Annotated in this window: 15 protein-coding genes; 3 read left to right on the top strand and 12 right to left on the bottom strand. The window is 73.3% G+C overall.

Annotation, left to right across the window (positions count from 1 at the left end):
• Positions 1 to 48: 48 nt before the first annotated feature.
• Positions 49 to 495 (bottom strand): hypothetical protein, encoded by a 447-nt coding sequence (locus LIU39_RS11545; protein WP_227046553.1) that lies wholly within the window; start codon positions 493 to 495, stop codon positions 49 to 51.
• A 304-nt stretch (positions 496 to 799) separates the two neighbouring features.
• Between LIU39_RS11545 and LIU39_RS11540 the strand changes: the two genes are divergently transcribed.
• On the top strand, positions 800 to 2746 hold the full coding sequence (locus LIU39_RS11540; protein ID WP_227046552.1) for a hypothetical protein: 1947 nt from the start codon (positions 800 to 802) through the stop codon (positions 2744 to 2746).
• 108 nt (positions 2747 to 2854) lie between these two features.
• Here LIU39_RS11540 and LIU39_RS11535 read toward each other — a convergent pair whose 3' ends face one another.
• The 6 genes from LIU39_RS11535 to LIU39_RS11510 all read right to left on the bottom strand — a co-directional run bounded on the left by LIU39_RS11535 (position 2855) and on the right by LIU39_RS11510 (position 10001).
• A complete protein-coding gene (locus tag LIU39_RS11535; protein ID WP_227046551.1) occupies positions 2855 to 5098 on the bottom strand; it encodes a tetratricopeptide repeat protein in 2244 nt (747 codons plus the stop codon).
• 262 nt (positions 5099 to 5360) lie between these two features.
• The gene (locus LIU39_RS11530) at positions 5361 to 5984 is read right to left on the bottom strand and encodes a GTP-binding protein (protein ID WP_227046550.1); all 624 of its coding nucleotides are present in this window, start codon (positions 5982 to 5984) and stop codon (positions 5361 to 5363) included.
• Positions 5965 to 6327: a DUF742 domain-containing protein gene (locus LIU39_RS11525; RefSeq protein ID WP_227046549.1), complete on the bottom strand. Its 363-nt coding sequence runs from the start codon at positions 6325 to 6327 to the stop codon at positions 5965 to 5967. Before LIU39_RS11525 ends, LIU39_RS11530 begins: the two co-directional genes overlap by 20 nt.
• Before the next feature lie 58 nt (positions 6328 to 6385).
• A complete protein-coding gene (locus LIU39_RS11520) occupies positions 6386 to 6793 on the bottom strand; it encodes a roadblock/LC7 domain-containing protein (protein WP_227046548.1) in 408 nt (135 codons plus the stop codon).
• Positions 6794 to 6795: 2 nt separating this feature from the next.
• Complete coding sequence (locus LIU39_RS11515) at positions 6796 to 8445, bottom strand: sensor histidine kinase (RefSeq protein WP_227046604.1); 1650 nt, start codon at positions 8443 to 8445, stop codon at positions 6796 to 6798.
• A gap of 155 nt (positions 8446 to 8600) precedes the next feature.
• Positions 8601 to 10001: a Rossmann-fold NAD(P)-binding domain-containing protein gene (locus LIU39_RS11510; RefSeq protein ID WP_227046547.1), complete on the bottom strand. Its 1401-nt coding sequence runs from the start codon at positions 9999 to 10001 to the stop codon at positions 8601 to 8603.
• An 82-nt stretch (positions 10002 to 10083) separates the two neighbouring features.
• On the opposite strand from LIU39_RS11510, the gene LIU39_RS11505 reads away from it, so the two are divergent.
• Positions 10084 to 10911 (top strand): TetR/AcrR family transcriptional regulator, encoded by an 828-nt coding sequence (locus LIU39_RS11505; RefSeq protein WP_372463843.1) that lies wholly within the window; start codon positions 10084 to 10086, stop codon positions 10909 to 10911.
• A 50-nt stretch (positions 10912 to 10961) separates the two neighbouring features.
• Here the strand turns inward: LIU39_RS11505 and LIU39_RS11500 are convergent, their stop codons facing one another.
• Positions 10962 to 12041 (bottom strand): rod shape-determining protein, encoded by a 1080-nt coding sequence (locus LIU39_RS11500; RefSeq protein WP_227046546.1) that lies wholly within the window; start codon positions 12039 to 12041, stop codon positions 10962 to 10964.
• A gap of 227 nt (positions 12042 to 12268) precedes the next feature.
• The gene (locus LIU39_RS11495) at positions 12269 to 14383 is read right to left on the bottom strand and encodes an FUSC family protein (protein ID WP_227046545.1); all 2115 of its coding nucleotides are present in this window, start codon (positions 14381 to 14383) and stop codon (positions 12269 to 12271) included.
• A gap of 367 nt (positions 14384 to 14750) precedes the next feature.
• Here LIU39_RS11495 and LIU39_RS11490 point away from each other — a divergent pair, with 367 nt between their 5' ends.
• Positions 14751 to 15782 (top strand): alpha/beta hydrolase, encoded by a 1032-nt coding sequence (locus LIU39_RS11490; RefSeq protein WP_227046544.1) that lies wholly within the window; start codon positions 14751 to 14753, stop codon positions 15780 to 15782.
• 70 nt (positions 15783 to 15852) lie between these two features.
• Here the strand turns inward: LIU39_RS11490 and LIU39_RS11485 are convergent, their stop codons facing one another.
• The 3 genes from LIU39_RS11485 to LIU39_RS11475 form a co-directional block, all read right to left on the bottom strand.
• On the bottom strand, positions 15853 to 16767 hold the full coding sequence (locus LIU39_RS11485) for an ABC transporter permease (protein WP_227046543.1): 915 nt from the start codon (positions 16765 to 16767) through the stop codon (positions 15853 to 15855).
• Complete coding sequence (locus LIU39_RS11480; RefSeq protein WP_227046542.1) at positions 16764 to 19469, bottom strand: alpha/beta fold hydrolase; 2706 nt, start codon at positions 19467 to 19469, stop codon at positions 16764 to 16766. Before LIU39_RS11480 ends, LIU39_RS11485 begins: the two co-directional genes overlap by 4 nt.
• 164 nt (positions 19470 to 19633) lie before the next feature.
• Positions 19634 to 20773, bottom strand: a complete 1140-nt coding sequence (locus LIU39_RS11475; RefSeq protein WP_227046541.1) for a hypothetical protein — start codon at positions 20771 to 20773, stop codon at positions 19634 to 19636.
• Positions 20774 to 20911 lie beyond the last annotated feature (138 nt).

Here is a 20911-nt window from a genome sequence, read left to right as displayed (position 1 = left end):
GCTTCGCACGCGTCCGCCGGGGGCGGTGGGCTTCGTCCGCCCGCCGGTTCAGCGGTGCTCGTTGATGGTCTGATCCCGGAGCGACTGGTAGATCCGGGCGTTCCCCTCGGCGTGCGCTTCGAGACGTACGCCGCCGTGGACGGTCTGCGTTCCGGCGGCCGCGGCCAGCGAATCCAGCAGCGCGGTCAGGCCATCGGCCGCTTCGGGGTGTTCGGCCAGCAGCACGCCGAAGCGCAGCTGCCACGCACTTTCCAGGCGCTGCCTGGCCTGCTCGCCGGCGGGCCCGGGGGCGGCTCCTGCTCCGGGTACGGCTCCGCCGAGCAGGGTCTGCCGCGCCTCCGAGAGCAGGCCGTCGACCTCCTCGGCCGCCTGCGGCCCGAAGCGGCGCCACAGCGCCAGGACACCGCTCTTCGTCTGCTGCCAGGCATCGGTCGCGAGCAGGGTGACGACGGTCGTACCTGCGGTTCCGGCGAGCGCCAGGGCCTGCGGATCCACTCGAACCCCCCGATTCCGGTGCGTGCGTACCGGCCCACCGCACCGGGCGCATCGCGCCGCGACGGCCGATCGCGCGTTCCCTCCCAGCGTAGCCCAACTCCCGTACCCGGCACCGCCGATCGCGACCGCACCCGAGCGGCGGCCGCCGGGCCTGCCCCCTCCCCCGCCGCCCCGAGCGGCGGCCTGTCAGCGCGATGCGCGACTGCCGGGCCTGCGCGGATATCGTGGCGGGCCGTGCGCAGGGCGGCGCAGCGGGACGAGCGAGCGACGGCAGAGGGCAGGGGGCGGCCAGGTGGGCGCGAGCGTGGACGGTTGGATACGGGTGCCCGTGGGAGGCGAGTCGGGCCGGTGGGACACCCGGGGATCCGTGCGGCGGGTGCTGTTCGTGGTGCACAACGTGACCTCGGCGACCCGGCTGCTCGACGTCCTGCCGCTGTTCCGCGGCGACTGGCGGCTGCAGATGCTCGCAACGTGCACCGGATCCTCCCCGTTCCAGGCCGGTGTACGGGAGTTGCTGGCCGATGTGGGGGTTCCGGTACTGCCGTGGGCGCAGGCGCTGCGCACACCGGTGGACCTCGCGATCTCGGCCAGCTTCGGCGGCGAACTGCACGCTCTTGACGGTAAATTGGCTGTTTTGTCGCATGGGGTTGGCTATAATAAGACGCTGGCAAGGCCCGGAGGCCCGGAGGCCCGGAGGCCCGGAGGCCCGGAGGCCCGGAGGCCCGGAGGCCCGGAGCGGTCGGAGCGGTCGGAGGCCCGGAGGCCCGGAGCGGTCGGAGGCCCGGAGCGGTCGGAACTCTCCGGTGGCGGGGCGGATCCGGTGTTCGGGATGTCGGGCGAGTGGCTGCTGGTCGATGGCGCACCGATCGCGGACGCAATGGTGCTCTCGCACCCCGAGCAGGTGGAACGGCTGCGCGCCGCATGCCCGCCGGCTGCCCACACCGCCGCACTCGCCGGAGACCCGTGCTTCGACCGCCTGCTGGCCGCCCGCAGCCACCGCGCACGGTTCCGCCGGGCTCTCGGGGTCCGCAGCGGCCAGCGGCTCGTCGTGCTCAACTCCACCTGGAACCCCGAGTCACTCTTCGGTGACGGCGGCGGGGAAGACCTGCTTCCCTCCCTCCTCCCCCGGCTGACCGGCGAACTGCCCGCCGACGACTTCCGCCTCGCCGCCGTACTCCACCCCAACATCTGGCTCGGGCACGGCCCGGGGCAGGTCAGGGCCTGGCTGGACCGGGCGCGGCGCGGCGGCCTGGCGCTGCTGGATCCACTGGAGGGCTGGCGCCAGGCGCTGCTCGCGGCGGACCTGGTGATCGGCGACCACGGATCGGTCACCTACTACGCCGCCGCCCTCGGCACCCCCGTCATCCTGGGAGCCGCGCCCCTCAACGGCCTTGACCCGGCATCACCGGTGGCGGACTTCGTCCGTACGGCGCCCCGGCTCGACCCGCGCCGCCCGCTGCGCCGCCAACTGGAAGCGGCGATCACCGGACACCGCCCGCTCCCGGGCCCCGCCGAGCTGACCACGTCCGTCCCGGGCAAATCCGCCGACCTGCTGCGCGCACTTTTCTACGACCTGATCGGCATCGCCGAACCCGACCGGCCCGCAGTGCTCGATCCGCTCCCCCTCCCCCCGTACGAGCCCCCGCAACGCACCGCGCCGCTACGAGTGTTGACGCTGCTCACGAGGGAGCGCGAGGTCACGATCCGCCGCTTCGCCGAGCCGCCACACGAGCCGGAGGAGGCGATGGAAGACGCGGTGGAGGACGCGATGAAGGACACGGCGGAAGGTGTGATCGAGGAGGGCAGTGCAACGCAGGGCGGGCGTGCGGGCCGGTGCGGCCGTGGGGTCGAGGAGGCGCATACGGCCGTGCACGAGGACACCGCGGACCGGGAGGCGGTGGCCACCGCGGATGTGATCTTCCGCTACGGGGCGGCCGACGACCCGCGGCTGGGGCCGCCGGAGAGCTGGGGCACGGAGGTGCTGGCCCAGTGGCCCAACTGCACGCTCGCCGCGTACATCAGCGGGCCCGGCGTGTGCACCGTCCGCACCCGCGCGGGCGACGCCCTCCGGCTCAGCGCCGCGCCCTCGGCCACCGATCCCGCCGCCCACGCCTCCGCCCTCCTCGCTGCACTGGCGGCCGGCACACCCCTACCGGACCTGATCGCCCACGGCCTGACGGTACGCACGGCCCGCACCACCCACACCGTGAAGGTCACGGACCTTCGCCCACCACGACGCACACCCCACTGAGCGACGAACGCGTGCGGCCGGAGGCGTACGGCCACGAGCACGTACGGCCAGGCGCGCGTGCGGCCGGAGGCTCATACGGCCGGGGCGGAGCGAGCCGTGCCCGAGCGCTCACTCCGGGTCGGCGGCGAGGCCCTCCCGCAGTTCACGGAGGCGTATGAGGTGGAAGTCCGCGTGCTCGCCCGCCAGCAGGCCGGCCGCTTCCTCGAAGAGGGGCAGCGCCTCGGCCGGGTGGCCCGCTTCGAGACGGGTTTCGGCGAGGTCGGTGAGGGCGCGGGCGGTGTTGTAGTCCTCGCCGGTGTCGCGGAAGTACCGCAGGGCCCGCTCCAGACGGGCGGCAGCGGCGTCCCGGTCCCCGAGACCGCGCAGCGCCCGGCCGCGGTGCCGCTCCAGGAGGGCGCGGGCCCGCGGGACATCTGCGGCTCCCTCGCCACCGTCCGGGATGGCGACGAGCAGCCCGTCGGCCTCGTCGAAGAGGTCGTACGCCTCCTGGTGACGCCACTGCCGCAGGCGCAGCAGGCCCAGCGTCTCCAGCGCGGTGGCACGGCCGAGCAGGTGGCCGGCCCGCTGCGACGCCTCGGCCGCGGACCGCAGCGCGGTTTCGGCCTCGGCGTACCGGTCAGGGCCCAACTCCTGGAGGGCTAGAGCCAGTTGAGTGTGCATCCGGCTGACGACGCGGGCCGCGAGCGGTGAGCCGCCGACGGCGGAGCCGGACTCCCCGCCCGGTGCTGCCGCGCCGGTGGCGGATTCCGTCTCCAGGGCCTGGGCCGCGCGCACCCCCGCCCGCAGGGCCGGCAGGACCTCTTCGTGCCGGCCGGCCTTCAACTGCACGCCCCACAGGGCCTCGCACAGCTGCCAGACGCTGTCGGGATCGCCGTACTCATCGGCGGCCAGCGCCGCTGCCACGATGGTGGGGAGTTCGGCGTCGATGGCGGCCAGCGCCACTCCGGCGTTCGCGTACGGGCCCGGCTCCGGCTGCGTGTACCGGGGGCCCAGTTGCCAGCGCTGCGGCAGCACCGTGCGGTCGGCGCGGACCGCGAACCGCAGGGCCCAGCTCACCACGCGGGCGACGGCGGCCGAGCAGCCGGCGGGGCCGTCCTGGCGAGCGGCGGCCTCCTCGGCGTGCTGCCGGACGAGGGGACGGTAGTGGTGCCGGCCCGAGTCCGCGGTCTCCAGGAGCCCGCAGGCCGCGAGGTCGGCCAGCAGGGGCCCGGCCTCGGCTTCGGTGATGCCGCCTGCGGCCGCCGCCTGCGCGGGCCCGATGGCCGGCCAGGGCCACAGGGCCATGAGGCGGTACAGCCGGGCGGCGTCTGCGGGCAGGGCGCGGTAGAGGTCGTCGGCGGCGGCGCGTACCGGGTTGCCGTCGTCGCGCAGGGCGGGCTCCTGGTGACGTGCGGGGCGGTCGCCGGTTGCGTCGGGGCCGTCCTGCCGCGGGTGGTGGGACGGGTCGGCCAGGAAGGTCGCCGCGCTGCGCAGCGCGAACGGGGAGCCGCCGCACCGGGAGAGCACGTCCTGGAGGACCGCCTCGTCGGCGGACGGACGGCGGGTGCCGGTGAGCCTGCCGAGCAGCGCCAGCGCGTCCTTCCTGGCCAGTGGCCCGACCGGGACCGGGACGGCGTCCAGGCCGCTCAGCGGGCGGCGCGCGACGACGAGCGTGAACACACCGGGCGCCGAGGTCAGCAGCGGACGGATCTGCGCGGCCGACCTGGCGTGGTCGAGGACGACGAGCAGTCGGCGGTCCGCGACGATGCTGCGGTAGAGGTCGGCGCAGTCGTCGGCGGCCGGCGGCACGTCCGTGACCCCGAGTTTCCGCAGGAAGCGGCGGATTACGGCGGGGCCGTCGAGGATGCCGGCACCGGAGCCGCTGCGCAGGTCCAGGTAAAGCTGCCCGTCGGGGAAGCGGTGCCCGTTGACGCTGCCCCAGTGCACTGCCACGGCGCTGGTGCCGATGCCGCTCTGGCCGTACACGAGGGCGACACGCGGCAGGCCGTCGGCCTTGCGGGCCGCTTCCCGGGTGAGCCGCTTGAGCGGCTCCTGCCGGTCGGTGAAGAACCGTACGGTGGTGGGCAGCTGGCGGGGTATCGCGATCTCCCCGGACACCTGTCCGGGGGCGGTGCGGAAGAGCGTGGCGAGGGCGCGGGCGTGCTCCGGGTTCCGCCGAGCGCCGTCGGCGAGGAGCGCCGCCAGCTCACCGCGGGCCTCCGCACCGGCCGGCGCCGGCATCTCGCGGCCCGCGACCCGGCGGGCCAGCACGCCGATCGACTCCCAGGCGCGTTTGCCCGCTTCGGTGGCCATGGACATGGTCACCGTGCCGAGCAGGCCCATGACCGCTGTCGTCGATGTGGGGTCCAGCATGTCGTAACTCCCCCTGTACGCCGCCCCGTAACGCTTCGGACGGTTCCGTCGTCTCCGTCGTCCCGTCCGCCCTGGAGATCAACGGTAGCGGCAGTCCTCGCTCAGCGGGCCGGGAACCACCCCCGAATCAACCCTGAGAATCCCCGGGCCGCCGCCCCGCCCGTCACACCGGACACGGCGGTCCCGCCTCGCACACGAGGCGTGCGGGGCCTCTCCACCGCCTCCGGCGGGCGCTCACCCCGGCTCGCGCCCGCCTGCCGGGTCACGCCTCGGCGAGGGTGTGGAGGTAGCGCATCAGCGTCATCAGAACGTCGCGGCTGGACGTGCGCAGCCGCGCGTCGCAGTCGACGATCGGCACGTTCAGCGGCAGGTCGAGGGCGGCGCGCACCTCATCGACGGGGTGCACCGGCGCGTCCGGGAAGGAGTTGACGGCGACGACGAACGGGACGCCACGCTCCTCCAGCCGTCCGATGACGTCGAAGCTGACCTCCAGGCGCCGGGTGTCGATCAGCACCACGGCGCCCAGGGCACCGTCGAACAGGCCGTTCCACAGGAACCAGAAACGCTGCTGCCCGGGGGTGCCGAAGAGGTAGAGGACCAGTTCGTCGTTGAGGCTGATCCGGCCGAAGTCCATCGCGACGGTCGTCGAGGTCTTGCGCTCGATGCCGACCGTGTCGTCGACGCCGACGCCGGCCTGCGTCATCGTCTCCTCCGTGGTCAGCGGACGGATCTCGCTGACGGAGCCGACCAGGGTCGTCTTGCCGACGCCGAAGCCGCCGACGATCACCACCTTGACCGCGGCTGCGGCGGTCTCGGGAAGTTCGTCCTCGGACCGAGGGCCCTCGGCAGGGTGCTCGGCCGGCGGCTCAGAGCTTTTGAAGTCCATGGATCACCGCCTCAATCAGGGCACGGTCGGGAAGTTGAGCGGGAGGTACGGGCGCACGCGCGATCACATGGGAGTCGGACAGCAGGTCGCCGAGCAGCACGGTGAGCACGCTGATCGGCAGGCGCATGTAGGCCGACAGCTCCGCCACGGACAGCGGTGAATGACACAGCCGCATGATCGTGGCGTGCTCGGGCTGCATTCCCGGCCGGGGTCCGGTCTTGGACACGATCAGCGTGACCAGGTCGAGCGAGGCGGACTTCCCGGAGACGCCACTGCGCCCGCCGGTGATCACATAAAGCCTCTCGGGACTCTCGTCCTCCCAGCCCTGGTCCGCATCGCTCACGTCGGTGCCCCGCTCCGTCGGGCGCACCGCACCGCGTCATCACGCTCGACGAACCCCTTCATACGGCCTGTCCGTCATGGCGCGGTGGGCTGCTGAGGTGCTCACCGATCCGGGCCACCAGGTCCCGCATCCGCTGTCCGATCAAGCCGGCGTCCACGCCCTCATCGGCCAGCACCGCCAGATAAGCCCCGGCGCCCGCGGCCATCAAGTAGAAGAAGCCGCCGTCCAGTTCGATGACGACCATCCGCATCCGTCCATCGCTGTGCGGGAACTCCGCGGAGACCGCACCCGCCAGGCTCTGCAGCCCCGCGCAGGCCGCTGCCAGCCGGTCCGCGGTGTCGGTTTCGGTACCGTACTGGGCCATCCGCAGGCCGTCCGACGACAACACGATGACGTGACGGGTCTGCGGAACGCTCTCCGCGAGGTCCTTGAGCATCCAGTCCATGTTGGGCCGGTGCTGAATCATGGCTACTCACTCTTTTCCGACGACTCGTCACTCTCACGGGCTGCACCGGCCACCCCGGAGGCGCCGGCGGGCGCGGACGTCTGGCTCTCGCCGGACAGCCCGCTCTGGAACGCCGCCAGCCACATACCGGGCTGCACGGGGGGTGCGTCGTCCGGAGCGGGGGCGGGGGAAGCGGTGACCGGTGCCGGGGCGGCCGGAGGAGCCGGGGACGCCACGGGGGCGGTGGCCCGGGTCTTGCGCCGTCGCTGCGGCAGTCCGGTGGCGCTCCGCTCGGTCACGGGCGGGAGGTCGTCCATGAAGTCGTCCCGGATGTCTTCCTCCCGCGGTATGACGGGGGCAGCCGGAGCGGCCGGAGCCGGTACGGGGGCGGACACAGGGCGGACGGCCGCCGGCGGGGCGGCTTGGGCGGGCCCGGCAGTCGCCGGAGCGGGGGTGGTGTGCTCCGTGCGGGCGGTCAGGGGGCCCGAGGAAGCGCCGATGCCGTGGGCACGGCCCGTCGCCGGGGCGGTGGTGATCAGGTCCTGCGGGACGATCAGCACCGCGCGCACGCCGCCGTATGCCGAAGTGCGCAGCGACACCTGGAAGTTGTAGACCTGGGCGAGCCGGCCGACCACGGCGAGGCCCAGCCGGGGGGTCTCCCCCAGGTCGTTGACGTCGATGCCCTGCTGGGCCTGCTCCAGCATCCGCTCGGCGCGCTTGCGCGCCTCCTCGCTCATGCTGACGCCGCCGTCCTCGATCTCGACGGCTATGCCGGACTGCACCTCGACCGCGGTCAGGTGCACCCGGGTCTGCGGCGGGGAATAGCGGGTGGCGTTGTCCAGCAGCTCGGCGAGGGCGTGGATCAGCGGCTCGACGGCCGGGCCGACGACGGCGACCTCCGAGACGGAGTGCAGCTCGACGCGCTGGTAGTCGATGATCCGCGACATGGCACCGCGCAGCACGCTGAACAACGGCACCGCGCGGCTCCACTGGCGGCCGGGACGGGCGCCACCGAGGACGGCGATCGAGTCGGCGAGGCGCCCGATGAGGGCGGTGCCGTGGTCCAGCCGCAGCAAGTCGCCGAAGACGTCCGGCGTGTGGCCGTGCCGGTCCTCCATCTCGCGGAGTTCCTGGGCCTGTTGGTGGACGATCGCCTGCACGCGGCGGGCGATGTTCACGAACGCCCGCTGGGCGGAGTCGCGGAGGTCCTCCTCGGCGACGACCGCGTCCAGCATGGACCGCAGGACGGCCTCGTGGGCGGCGGTGAACTCGGGGGTGAGCCCGGCCTCCTGCGCATGCCGGGTGAGCTGCTCGCCCATGGAGGCCAGGACGTCCTCGGGGAACTCCCCGTGTCCGAGCCGGGCGACCAGCTCGGGCAGCAGCTCGGTGGACAGCCGGACGCTCTCCGACTCCTGCCGGGCCAGCACCTCCTGCTGTGTCACGTCCTGCTCGCGCAACTCGGCGATGACCCGCCCACGACGGGCCAGTTCGCCCGTTACCACCGCCACCGCTGCGGTGGCGACCACGCCGATCCAGACGACCGGTGTACTCGCCTGCGAGGGGACCGTCGCCGTGGCGACACCAGCGACCACGGCGGTCACCGCGGCGGGCACGAACCACGCGAGAACCGAGGCGGGACGCGATCCCCCGGGCGACGATCCTTCTCGAACCATCTGCACCCTCAAAACCCTCAAACCGTTGAAAGACCGGGACGACTTCCGGGCCACGGCGCAATGGACAGCTGCCACAGAGGTCTGCTGTGCCAACACCTCCGGAGGGGCCGGGCCGGAAGTAGCATAACCGTGTTTGATCAAAGACTGATGTCGGGTCACCACTCCCTGGACGTAGGGGAATCGTTAGTTCCTGTCATTCGCGACGTGCCGTCACATCCGCGCCGTCCGCCCGCGAGGCGCTGAGGCCGTGCAGGGACTGGATGCCGACTGCGGACAGTCCGGCAGGCTGATGCCCGCGGACAGCTCCCGACCCGTGTCCAGCACGGCCGCCAGGCGGGTCGGATCGTTGAGCAGGGCGTTCCGTGCCTCGATCGCCTCCTGGCCGGCCGGGGCCAGGAAGGCACCGGCCTCGCGACCGCCCTCCTGACACCGGGTGGCGTGGGGCCGCAACCGCCGTTCGTAGCGCGCGAAGGCGAGGCGGTGGTCACTGCCCGCCGCACCGGCTCGTCGGCGGGGAGGTACGCGCCGACGAGCGCCGTGCCGGTCCCCATCCCGCCCAGTGTCGCGCCGTGCGCCGCGTCACCGATGAGGACCGTCCGCCCGCGGGACCAACTCGGCACATTCACCCGGCTGATGGCATCGAAGTACAGCCCTCGGGCGGCCGACAGCGTCTCCATCAGTTCCGGCGTCCGCCAGCCGGCCCCGGCGATCAGCTTCTTCTGCGCTGCGGTGTCGCCACTGTCGTAGGCCGCTTCTCCGGCGGCGAAGACACAGAACGCCTCGCCCGCGTAGCCGTCCTCCCCGGCACTCCGGGGTATGCGGCCCACGCTCACCATCCGGCCGGGCTCGCTGTACCCGGCCGACGGTCCGGCGAGATCCGGGCGGGCGCTCGCCGGCAGGTCCCAGCCTGCGACGTAGTGGCCGAGGTGGCTGACGTAATCCCACTCCGGGCCGAAGGCGAGCCGTCGCACGGTGGGGTGCATGCCGTCCGCGCCGGCCACCAGGCCGAAGGTGCGGGGCGCGCCCCGTCCGAAGATGACGTGCACACCGCCAGCGGTCTCGTCGAGGGAGGCGAGGGAGGCGAGGGAGTTGCCGAAGACGTACTCGGTGGCGGCGGGTGCCGCGTGCGGGCCGCCCGGACCCGGCACCTTCCCGTGCCGACCGCACAGGCTGTGCCCGTACAGGATGCGCCGCAGCTCCGAGCGCAGTATCTCCACCTCGCCGCCCGCGAACTCCGTTGGCATGGTGGCCAGTTGAGTGCCATGCGCGTCGACGAAGCGGAGCGGGCTGCCGCCTGTGACGTGACCCCGGATCTCATCGAGGAGGCCCATGCGCTCCGGGACTTGACGATGGACCGTGCCGCGGAAGTCGACGGCGAAGCCGCCGCTGCGCAGGGCGGGCGCCACCTCGACCACCGTCGGCCGGCAGCCGTACCGCGCGAGCCAGTACGCCAGCGCCGGGCCGGCCACACCGGCCCCCGAGATCAGCACCCGCAGCCCCGTCAACCCTCCCCGTAAAGCCGCCATCGCCGCCACACCCCCGCCGTCATCGTTCACTCACGGACTCATACACCGACGAGAAAACTGTATCCAATGGACACTGTTCTGTATACCCCGGACACAGTTTTAGGATGCGGAGGTGGCTGGAGACGGATGGAGCGCCGGAGACGGCGGGAGCAGTGTGTTCGGGGACCAGGCGGGCAGCGCCGCCCTGCTGTGGGGTGAGCGCGGGCGGCCGAGCCGCGGGCCCAAGCCGGCGCTGAGCCTGGAGCGGATCACCCGGACCGCCATCGCGCTCGCCGATCTCGGCGGTCTGGGCGCGGTCTCCATGCAACGGGTGGCCGGTGAGCTGGACTTCACCAAAATGTCCCTGTACCGCTACGTGCCGGGCAAGACCGAGCTGGTCGCGTTGATGATCGACACCGCGATGGGCGAGCCGCCGGCCGTCGCCCCGGATGCCGCCTGGCGCCCCGCGCTCCGCACCTGGGCCGGGGAGCTGTCGGCGGTCTTCCGCCGCCACCCCTGGCTCCTGGAGGCGGCCGTCGGCCCGCGCGTCATGGGGCCGCACGAACTCGGCTGGACCGAATGCGCCCTGGCCGCACTCGCGCGTACCGGGCTCAGCGGGAGCGAGCAGCTCGACACCGTGGTTCTGGTGACCGGCCACGTCCGGGGCATCGCCCAGATCACGGCGTCCATGGGGGTCGGCAGCGCCCGGGGCACCCACCCCGAGCAGGTCTTGAGCGCGGCGCTGAACGAACTGCTGGTCGGCCGCTCCGACCGCTTTCCCGCGCTGACATCGGCCGTCGCGGCCGGTGCCGCGGAGTGCGGACGCGATCAGGCCCTGGAATTCGGCCTGGAACGGATCCTGGACGGCTTGGAATCGCTGATCGCCCGCCGCGCGGCCGACGCGTCCCCGGACACCGCGCGAAAGGCCGGGACCGACGGCGGGGACGCCACCACCACGTAACGCCCCCGCCCCGGCTCACGGCTCACGGCTCACGGCTCACGGCTCACGGCTCACAACCGCACCGCCCTGCGCGGCTGTTCCTTCGCGCCGGTCAACAGCCCCTGGAGCGAGGCGAATTCGTCCACGCACTTGCCTGTGCCGTTGACCACGCAGTCCAGCGGCTCGTCCGCGACGAGCACCGGCACCCCCATCTCCTGCCGCAGCCGCAGGTCCAGGCCGCGCAGCAGAGCGCCGCCGCCGGTCAGCGCGATGCCGCGCTCGATGATGTCACCGGACAGTTCCGGCGGGCACTCGTCGAGGGTGCGGTGCACCGCGCGGACGATCGCGTCGACCGGTTCGGCCAGGGCCTCGCGGATCTCTTCCTCGGTGACCTCCTGGACGCGCGGCAGCCCGCCGACGTGGTCGCGGCCGCGGACGGTGTACGTCGTGGGGCGCTCGGGCTCGCCCTCCTCGTCGGCCGGTACCGGGGTCCAGGCCGCCGAGCCGATGGCGATCTTGATGTCCTCGGCGGTGCGCTCCCCGATGGACAGCGAGTGCTTCTTCTTGACGTACGTGGTGATCGCGGCATCCAGGGCGTCTCCGGCGACGCGTACCGACTGGGCGGTGACGATGCCGCCCATGGAGACGACGGCGACCTCGGTCGTGCCGCCGCCGATGTCCACCACCATGCAGCCGACCGGATCGGCGACCGGCAGTCCGGCGCCGATCGCCGCGGCCATCGGCTCCTCGATGAGGTGGACTTCGCGGGCCCCGGCGCCGCGTGCGGAGTCGATGACGGCCCGCCGCTCGACGCCGGTGATGCCGGACGGGACGCAGATGACCACCCGCGGCTTGGAGAAGCGGCGGGTGGGAAGCGCCTTCTTCATGAGGGCCCGCAGCATCTGTTCGGCGGCGTGGAAATCGGCGATGACACCCTCCCGCAGGGGGCGCATGGCGGTGATGCCGGAGGGCGTGCGGCCGATCGTGCGCTTGGCCTCCGCCCCTACGGCGATGACGTCACCCGCGGCGTTGACGGCGACGACGGACGGCTCGTTCAGCACCACTCCCTTGCCGCGGGAGTACACCAGGGTGTTGGCGGTGCCGAGGTCGATGCCTATGTCGTACGTACCGGACGAAGTGCTGGGCGCCATGGTGGGTTCGCTTGCTCTTTCTCACTGGATGACAGGCCCCGGAGTGAGCGGGGTCCTCGGACATCGCGGCCCAGACAGCACCAAGGCTTCACCAAAGGCGTCAATTACGGGCAATTATCAAGACTACTGGGAGCCGCGAATGGTTCCTGCGGGACGGTGCGGAGCGAGAGAATCCCGTGCGGGAAATCCGCCGGAACCGGCCGCCCCGGTGCGCGCCGCGCAGCCCGTCACCGGCTGCTGCTGCCCAGTTTCCCGCGTGCCGCGCGGTTGCGGCCGCCGGGTCCGCGCGACAGGGCCTGGGCGAGGTCGTCAAGGGCGTCCAGAAGCAGGTCGGCGCCGCGCAGCGCGACCCCCTGGCTCTCGTCCTCCGCGTCCCAGCGTTCCCAGACGGCGCGCAGTTCGCTCCAGTCCAGTTCCTCCCGGTTGCGCACGGCGGCCGTGGCCTTCTCCAGGGCGTCGCGGAGTTCGTAGGCGAACGCGGTGGCGCCCGGGTCCTGCTCGGCGTCCTTCCCCGGGAGGTGGGCCTCCAGGATCATCGCGACCCGGCCCATGGTGGCGAGCGCGGTGCTGGCCGCGCCCGCCGCGGTGCGCGAGAGGCCACGGTGACGCACGGGTTCCTTCTCGGCCCGGCTCTCGGTCTCCTCCCAGGCGGCGCGGGCGGCGCGGGAGTCCAGCAGGGCGTCGCGTACCTGGCGGGGGCGGCGTTCGGCGGGCCGCCCGTAGAGGTCGAACACGGCCAGCGCGTAGCGTCCGTTGGCCTCCAGCCACTCGGCGAGGCGGTCGCGCAGCTTGGGGGTTTCCCAGGCCGGGAAGAGGGCGTAGGCGAGCATCGCGAGCAGCCCGCCGCCGAGGGTGAGCACCACCCGTTCCAGGACGGTCTGTTCCCATCCCGCGCCGGCGATGCCGAGCAGGAAGACGACGTACGCCGCCACGCAGGCCGAGGTCACCGAGACGCCGGTGCGCATCAGCAGGTACATCAGCAGTACGCAGACCACCGCGAGGGCCGCGGAGACGTACTGGTGCGGATGGAACAGCGCCATCACGCCGCCGCCGATGGCGACGCCGACGAGGGTGCCGCTGAACCGTGCGACGCCGCGTGAATAGGTCTGGGCGAAGTCGGGGCGCATCACCATGACGGCGGCGAGCGGCGCCCAGTAGCCGTGGCCGAACGGGAGCGCGGTGCCCAGCAGGTAGCCGGCCGCGGCGACCGCGCTGACCCGCAGTGCGTGCCGGAGGAAGCGCGAGGACCAGCGCAGTTCGCGGTGCAGGGAGTGCAGGGCGACCGGCACGAGCCGGGGCATGCTGGGGCGCAGGAGGTGGCCGCGTTCGGCTTCGGTGGTGGGACGGGTGGCCTCGACCGGCTCGTCGGTCCGTTCGACGGCGTCGGCCAGCAGCGAGATCAGGCGGTAGGCGGAGCGGCGGGCCGCGCCCTTGAGCACAGGCCCGGAAGCGGGGACTTCGAGCGTGGCCATCGCCTCGGGGGAGATCCGGACCGGGCGGTCGTGCCGGATGGCGTGCGCGACGGCGTCCAGGACGGTGGCGGCGGCGCCCAGCAGGTCGCGGGCACGGTCGCGTTCGGGCCCTTCCAGGGGAGCGCCGACGACCGGGTCGGCGAGGGAGGCGAGGACCGGCCTGAGCTGTTCGGCGAGCCCGCGGGGACCGTGCAGCTGGACCGGGCGGCGCTTGGCCTGACGTGGTGTCACCGCCGAGGCGAGCCGGGCGTCCATGAGGGGCTGGGGGTCGAACGGGGCGACCGGGTCGTGCCGGAGCCGGCGGGCGTAGTCGGCCTCGGCGGCCAGCGCGTCGGCGAGCGCGTCGCGTTGCACTCCCCAGGGGCGTACGGGGAAGACGAGGATCAGGGTGGCCTGGACGAGGCCGCCGAAGGCGATCAGGGCGGCGTGTTCCAGGGCGCCGAGCACGGAGGTCGGCAGGGTGACGGTGACCAGCATGATGGCCACGGTCTGGGTGCCGACCAGGCCGGAGACCGGGCCGATGGACCAGGCCATCCCGGAGAGGAACGTCCAGCCGGCCAGCAGGAGGAGGAAGGCGGCGATGTGGGCGGCGGCCAGGTAGCCGAGGAAGGTGGAGACGGCCAGGCCGCCGGCGACGGCCAGTGCCAGGACGGGGCGCGGGCGCCAGCTGCGCTGGAAGGTGACGATCCCGGAGGCGAAGGCGCCGAAGGCGGAGGAGACCGCGAGGGTGGGGGTGCCGCGCCACAGGCACAGCCCGATGACGAGGGCGACGCCGACCGAGCCGCGTACCGCGATCAGCGGGGTGAGCTTGGTCCGTTCGATGGTCAGCCCGGAGCGGGCGGTCTGCTTCAGCGCGCGCGACCAGGTCATACCGAGAGAATACGGGCCGGTGCATCGGGAACCGGAACTGCCGGTACCAGGGTTTTCTGTCGTCCGCGACCCGTGCGGCGCCCGGTCGGGCGCGACGCTCCGGGTGGCCCGGCGGACCTCCAGGGCGGCGGGCCACCGGGGGCGCAGCGGCCGTACAGAGGTGGCCTGGCGTCCGCCGCACCGGAAAAATACTGGTAAACCGCTCTTCTGCAGCACGTAAATCCCCCAGGTCACCGCCGACATGCTCAGGGACGGCCCGGCGGGTGCGAGCAATTCGACAGCCGGGAAGGGAAACCCGCGGCCCGTGCGGTCCCCTCTTGCCGGGCGGCCGGGGCTCCTCCCGGCCGCCCGGCAAGGAGAAGGCCCCGTGCGTAAAACCCTGTTCGCCCCTGTGGTGGCATTGCTCACTCTCACCGTTCTCGCCGCGACGGCGGGCTGCGATGAGGGACGGTCCCGGGCGGCCCCGGTGCGGTTCGGGGTGGCACACGCGAAACCCGGAGCCGACGCGGCGCACCAGGGGAAGCGGGCGGGCCACACCTCTCTGGTGCGGATGCCCACGCACCCGATCTCCTTCGAGGAACAGCGCAAGGTCCCCGGCGCGGGACAGAACACTCCCATAGGTGTGACCACCTTCCACGGCCCGAAGTCGGGCTTCACCGGGAAGGTGTGGGTGTGGGCGCCGCCGGAGTACTACGAGAAGCGGAACGCGAACAAGGGCTTCCCGGTGATGGAGGCGCTGCCCGGCGCGTACGGATATCCCGTCAACTACTGGATCGGCGGCGACCTGAAGCTGGAGGAGAACCTCGCTCAGTGGTCGCAGAAGGGCACGAGCCTGCCGTTCATCGTCGTGATGCCGGTGCTCAACCCCAATGACAAGCAGTACTACGACGGCAGCGACATCCCGGGGCAGCCGAAGATCGGCACCTGGCTGAGCCAGGACGTGCCCGACCTCGTGCGGCAGAACTTCCGGACCCTCAACACCCGCAACGGCTGGGCGATCATGGGGTCGTCGTCGGGCGGCTTCGCGGCGCTCAAGAACGTCCTCCAGAACCCCGGCGCCTTCAAGGTGGCCATCCCCAACGGGCCCGACATCGTGCCCGACTCCCCGCTGTGGGCCGGGCACGCCAAGGAGGAGCGGGAGAACAATCCCGAGGTGCTGGCCCGGCGGCTCATGGCGCGCGGCGGCCCGCCGGTGTACCTGGCGTTCCAGGACGGCTCCCGGGAGGCCACCGTGCTGCCCAAGGTGCGGCAGTTCATCCAGCGGTACGGGCACGGCCCGGTCCACACCCGGCTCCAGGTCGTACCGGGCGGCACGCACAGCGCCCAGACCTACATCCAAGGGCTCGGCGAGGGAACGATGCAGTGGGTCAGCTCCCTCATGCAGGGGCCGACGGCCTGAGCCGGTCCGGGCCCCGGCACGGGCGGTGGGGGCGGCACCCGCCGGGGCCGCCCCCACCCTCCGGGGACCGCTACGACACCACGTCCTTACGGGCGAACCCGCGGAACGCGAGCGCGAACAGCACCAGCGCATACGCCACCGAAACCGCCGACCCCTGGATCATCCCCGCCCACTCCATCCGCGGCTGGAGCGCATCCGCCCAGGCGAACTGCCAGTGCGCGGGCAGCACATCGCGCCAGTGGCCGAGCGCGGTGACCTGGTCGAGAACGTTGCCGACGATGGTCAGCCCGACCGCGCCGCCGACCGCCCCCAGCGGGGCGTCGGTCACCGTCGACAGCCAGAACGCCAGCGCCGCCGTCACCAGCTGGCTGACGAAGAGGTACGCCACCACGACCGCCAGCCGCGGCACCGCGGCCCCCGCGGACAGCGTGCCCCCGGTGGGCAGTTCGAGCGGCCCCCAGCCGTACGCGGCGGTGCCCACACCGAGGGCGACCAGCGGGAGCAGCACCATCGCCGCGGCGCTGAAGACCAGCCCCACGGTGAGCTTGCTCAGCAGCAGCCGGGCCCGTGGCACCGGCGCCGCAAGGAGGTAGCGCAGCGAGGACCAGCTCGCCTCCGACGCCACCGTGTCGCCGCAGAACAGCGCCACCGGGACGACGAGCAGGAAACCGGCCGACACGAACAACGCCGTGGCGGCGAAGTTGCCGCCGGACGCGGTGGCGGTGGCCATCAGCGTGATCCGGGCGCCCGTGCGGCTCGCCGGGTCGCCACCGATCGCGAACGCGGCGACCAGCACGAAGGGCAGCAGCGTGAGGATCGCGGCGATCACCAGGGTGCGGCGCCGTTTGAGCTGGCGCCGCGCCTCGACGCGCAGCGGCAGGGTGCGGCGGGCGCGGTAGCCGGGCGCGGCGGGTGCCGCCGCCTCCGCGTGCCGTGGCGCCGGCAGCGGCGTCTGTTCCGGCTCCGGTGACGTGAGCGCGGTCATCGGTCACCTCCGATCAGGGTGAGAAAGGCGTCCTCCAGGCGGCGGTGCGGCCCGATGCGGTGCACCGGGATCTCCAACCGCAGGAGTTCGGCGAGCAGTTGCGGGGTGCCGGCCGGATCGGCGACCCGGACCAGCAGGCCCTCGTCGGCGCGGACGGCGCTCTCGACGCCGGGCAGTGCGCCGACCTTCTCCACCAGCGCGTCCGGCAGCGCGGCGGGCGCCGCGACGCCGACCAGCAGGGTGTCGCCCGAGCCGGTGATCTCGGCGACCCGGCCCGCCCGGACGAGCCGTCCGCGGTCCATGACGACCAGGTGCGTGCAGCTCTGTTCGACCTCGGAGAGGAGGTGGCTGGAGACGATGACGGTGCGTCCTGCGGCCGCGTAGCGGATCATCACGTCGCGCATCTCGCGGATCTGCGGCGGGTCGAGCCCGTTGGTCGGCTCGTCCAGGATGAGCAGGTCGGGCAGGCCCAGCATGGCCTGGGCGAGGGCCAGGCGCTGCCGCATGCCCTGCGAGTAGGTGCGGACGGCCCGTTGGAGCGCGTCGCCGAGGCCCGCGATCTCCAGGGCCTCTTCGATGTGCGCGTCGGCCGCGGGCCGGCCGGTCGCCTGCCAGTACAGGTCGAGGTTGGCGCGCCCGGACAGGTGCGGCAGGAACCCGGCGCCCTCGACGAAGGCGCCGACCCGGGAGAGGACCGGCGCGCCCGGCCGGATCGCGTGCCCGAAGACCCGGACCTCGCCCTCGTCCGGCCGGATAAGGCCCATCAGCATCCGCAACGTGGTGGTCTTGCCCGCGCCGTTGGGCCCGAGCAGCCCCAGCACCTGCCCCTTCTCGACGCGGAACGAGAGGTCCCGTACCGCGTACCGGTCGGCCGACCCGGCGTACTTCTTGCTCAGCCCGACGATCTCCAGCGGGACGCCTGCCAGCTCCGGGTCGGGGGCCGGTGCCGCGGTCCGCCGCCGGGCGGTCAGCAGCAGCAGCGCCGCGACGACCGCGGCCGCCACCGGCAGACCCCAGGTCCAGGCCGGCAGCGGGGCCGCGGCGCTGCGGACGTCCGGCGCGCTGGGCACCTCCAGCACGCCGCCGTTCTCCGGCGTGACGGTGTAGGTGGCGGGCTCGGCGGGTGACGCGTAGGCGAGGTCGGTCGCCGAGAAGACCAGCCGCATCCGGTGCCCGGCCGCGAACTCGTGGTCGACGGCGGGCAATCGGACCTCGACCCGCTTGCCGCCGTCGGCGCCGTCGATGCGGTAGGGCGTGACGAGCTGGGAGGGCAGCACCTGCTTGGTGCCGTCCGGTGCGACGTCGTAGACCTTGGCGAAGAACACCGCGTCGGGGGAGCTGGAGCGGATCCGGACGGTGGTCTTCGGGCTGCCCGTGACGTGCACCGGCGTGGTCAGCGGCGCCGAGTCGAACCGGGCGTACTGGCCGGGGAAGTCCAGCGAGAGTCCGCCGGCGCCCAGGGAGGAGAGGTTGCCCAGGGCGCCCACTCCGGGGACCGCGGAGATGGCGGGCGGCCCGGCGCCCGCCGGATTGCCGAAGCGCTGCTCGCGGCCGGTGAGGCGGATCCGGTGCGGGTCGTTCTCCAGGCCGGTGTAGCGGTCCCCGCTCGCGCCGGTCAGCCGCAGCGCGCCGTTGGTGGAGTCGACTCCCCCGCTGCGGCTGATCCGGAAGGCGGGCCCGGTGTCCGCGCCCTTGTCGCCCTTGAGGTACCGGTCGAACCAGGCCCGGGTCCTGGTGGTGAGGCGGCCCGTCTCCCGGTCGCCGCCGTCGTGCCCGCCCGCGATCCAGTCGACGTCCACCGGGGCGCCGTTGCTGCGGATCTTCTTCTCCATGGCATCGGCCTGGTCGAGCGGGAACAGCGAATCGGTCTGGCCCTGCATGATCAGTGTGGGCACCCTGATGCGGTCGCCGACGGCCGACGGGCTGCGCTCCGCCAGCAGTTCGCGGGCGGCGGCGTCCGGCTTCCCGGCGACGGCCACCCGCTGGTACATCGCGCACAGGTCGGCCTCGAACCTGCCGCAGCCACCGGCCGCGGCCGGGCCGCGTCCCGGCGGGCCACCGGGGGCGCCGGCGGACCCGGTGGTGAAGAAGATCCCGGCCCACAGCTTCTTGAAGACACCGTTCGGGAACAGCGCGTCGGCGAGGTTCCAGTAGGTGATCTGCGGGGCGATGGCGTCCACCCGGGGGTCGTGCCCGGCCGCCAGCAGTGCGATGGCGCCGCCGTACGAGCCGCCGGCCACGCCCACCCGGGGGTCGCCCGCCTTGTCGAGGAGGACGTCGGGCCGCTTCGCCAGCCAGTCGATCAGCCGACTGACGTCGGCGACCTCGCGGTCCGGGTCGTTCAGGCCGATCTTGCCGGTGGACTTCCCGAAGCCGCGCGCCGACCACGTGAGCACGGCGTAGCCGTCCCGCGCCAGCTGTTCGGCCTGCGGGCGTACATCGTCCTTGCTGCCGCCGAATCCGTGGCCGAGCAGGACGGCGGGGCGGCGCTCGCCCGCGGCGCCCGGACCGGTGAAGTAGGAGGTGTCGATCCGCACCGTCTTCTTGCTGCCCGGCGTCTCGGGCATCGCCAGCGCCCGGTCCGCGCGGTGGACGGCGGGCGCGGCGTCCGAGGCGGTGGCCGCCCACGTTCCGCCGCCGATGAGCAGGGCCAGGGCGCCGGCGGCGGCGTACAGCCGCCGTCCGCGCAGTCGGAGATCCATGGCTGAATCCTAGGGACGGCCACTGACAGCCGGACCGCCCCGGGGTCGGAACCCCGCCGCCTCCGTGCGCAGTGGCGGCGCAGCGGCCCGTACCGCGTCCGTGGTGCGGGCCGCTGCCGGGGGCGCACAGCTGTGGTGGCGTGTGCCGCACCGTGCCCAGGGGCTCAGTACTGCGGCGGGCCGAAGCCGCCCTGGACCGGCGGATTGCCGGGCGGCATCGGCGGGACGCCGGCCGGTGGCGCGGGCGGGACGGGGCCCGGCTGCGGCGGGAAGGGCTGCTGCCAGGCGGCCTGCGGCGGGCCCTGGGGGCCGGGTGGCACGAAGCCGGGAACGGCGAACTGGAGGGCGGGCGCGGGCGGTTGCCAGCCGGAGGCGACCGGTTCGCCCTTGCCCATCAGCGCGAAGAGCGCGAGCGAGCCGAGCAGGTCCAGCATCCACTGCACGGTGCTGAGGATGCTCAGGCCCGGCGCGGAGTCGCTGATGCGGAAGAGGGTGCCGTTGTCCGCCAGCGCGATGACCGTCAGCACCGCGTTCGGCAGCAGGACGGTGGCGAGCCCCATCGCCAGGCCGCGGGCCGCCCCGCCGCGCAGCAGGCTGCTGAGGGCTCCGATGCCGGTCAGCGCCAGGATGACCAGCGCGTACCAGCCGGGGGCCAGGGCCGTCAGCGAGGTGAGGACGCCCTTGCCGAGGTAGAGCACGGTGACCGCGTCGGCGCCGCCGCCCTGGACCAGCATGGTGATCTGCCAGATCACCGAGCAGAGCGCCATGCCGCCCAGCACCAGGCCGCACAGCACGCTCGCGGCCTTCGCGGGGCGCAGCGGCGGAGCGCTGGGGGTGGGGCGCGGCCAGGACCGCATCCCGCAGAGCAGCACGATGCCGGCGAGGAAGGACAGCAGGAAGAGCGCCAGGCTGCCGAGGAAGACCGCTTCGAAGGGGCCGGCCGCCATGTCGGCCTTGAGGAACCAGCGGTTGTCGCCGGTGTGGTTGCCGGTGCTGATCATCGTCTGCACGGCGGTGGCGAAGGTGAGGGTGGTGGCGACGGCCAGCAGGCCGCCGGCCGCCCGGCGACCCGCGAAGGCCGCGATCACCGCGCTCAACTGCACGACGGCGAGGCCGCATTGCGTGGAGTTGCTGACCGCGTTGGTCCCGGCGATGCCCCGGCCGGTCCAGGCGTCCCACACCGCCGTCGCGCCGAACTCACTGAAGTCGTGGCCCAGCCAGAAGGCGGTGTAGAGGAAGAGGAGCAGGCAGCACGTTCCGCCGGTGATCCGTGCGCCCTTGGCCAGCGCCGTACTTCGTGGCATTGCGTCCCCCCGTGGTGGTGATGTGTACACGGCGGGAACCGTAGCAATCGCGCCACCGGCCGTCGTCCCGGACGGGCCCCGCCCCCTGCCGACGGGGAGCGGCAGGGGGCGGGCGTGCGGAGCGGACGCCCCGGAGGC

It is taken from the genome of Streptomyces pinistramenti, assembly GCF_020564935.1.
GTDB classification, from domain to species: domain Bacteria; phylum Actinomycetota; class Actinomycetes; order Streptomycetales; family Streptomycetaceae; genus Streptomyces; species Streptomyces pinistramenti.
This window is presented reverse-complemented; position numbering and strand designations above follow the sequence as displayed.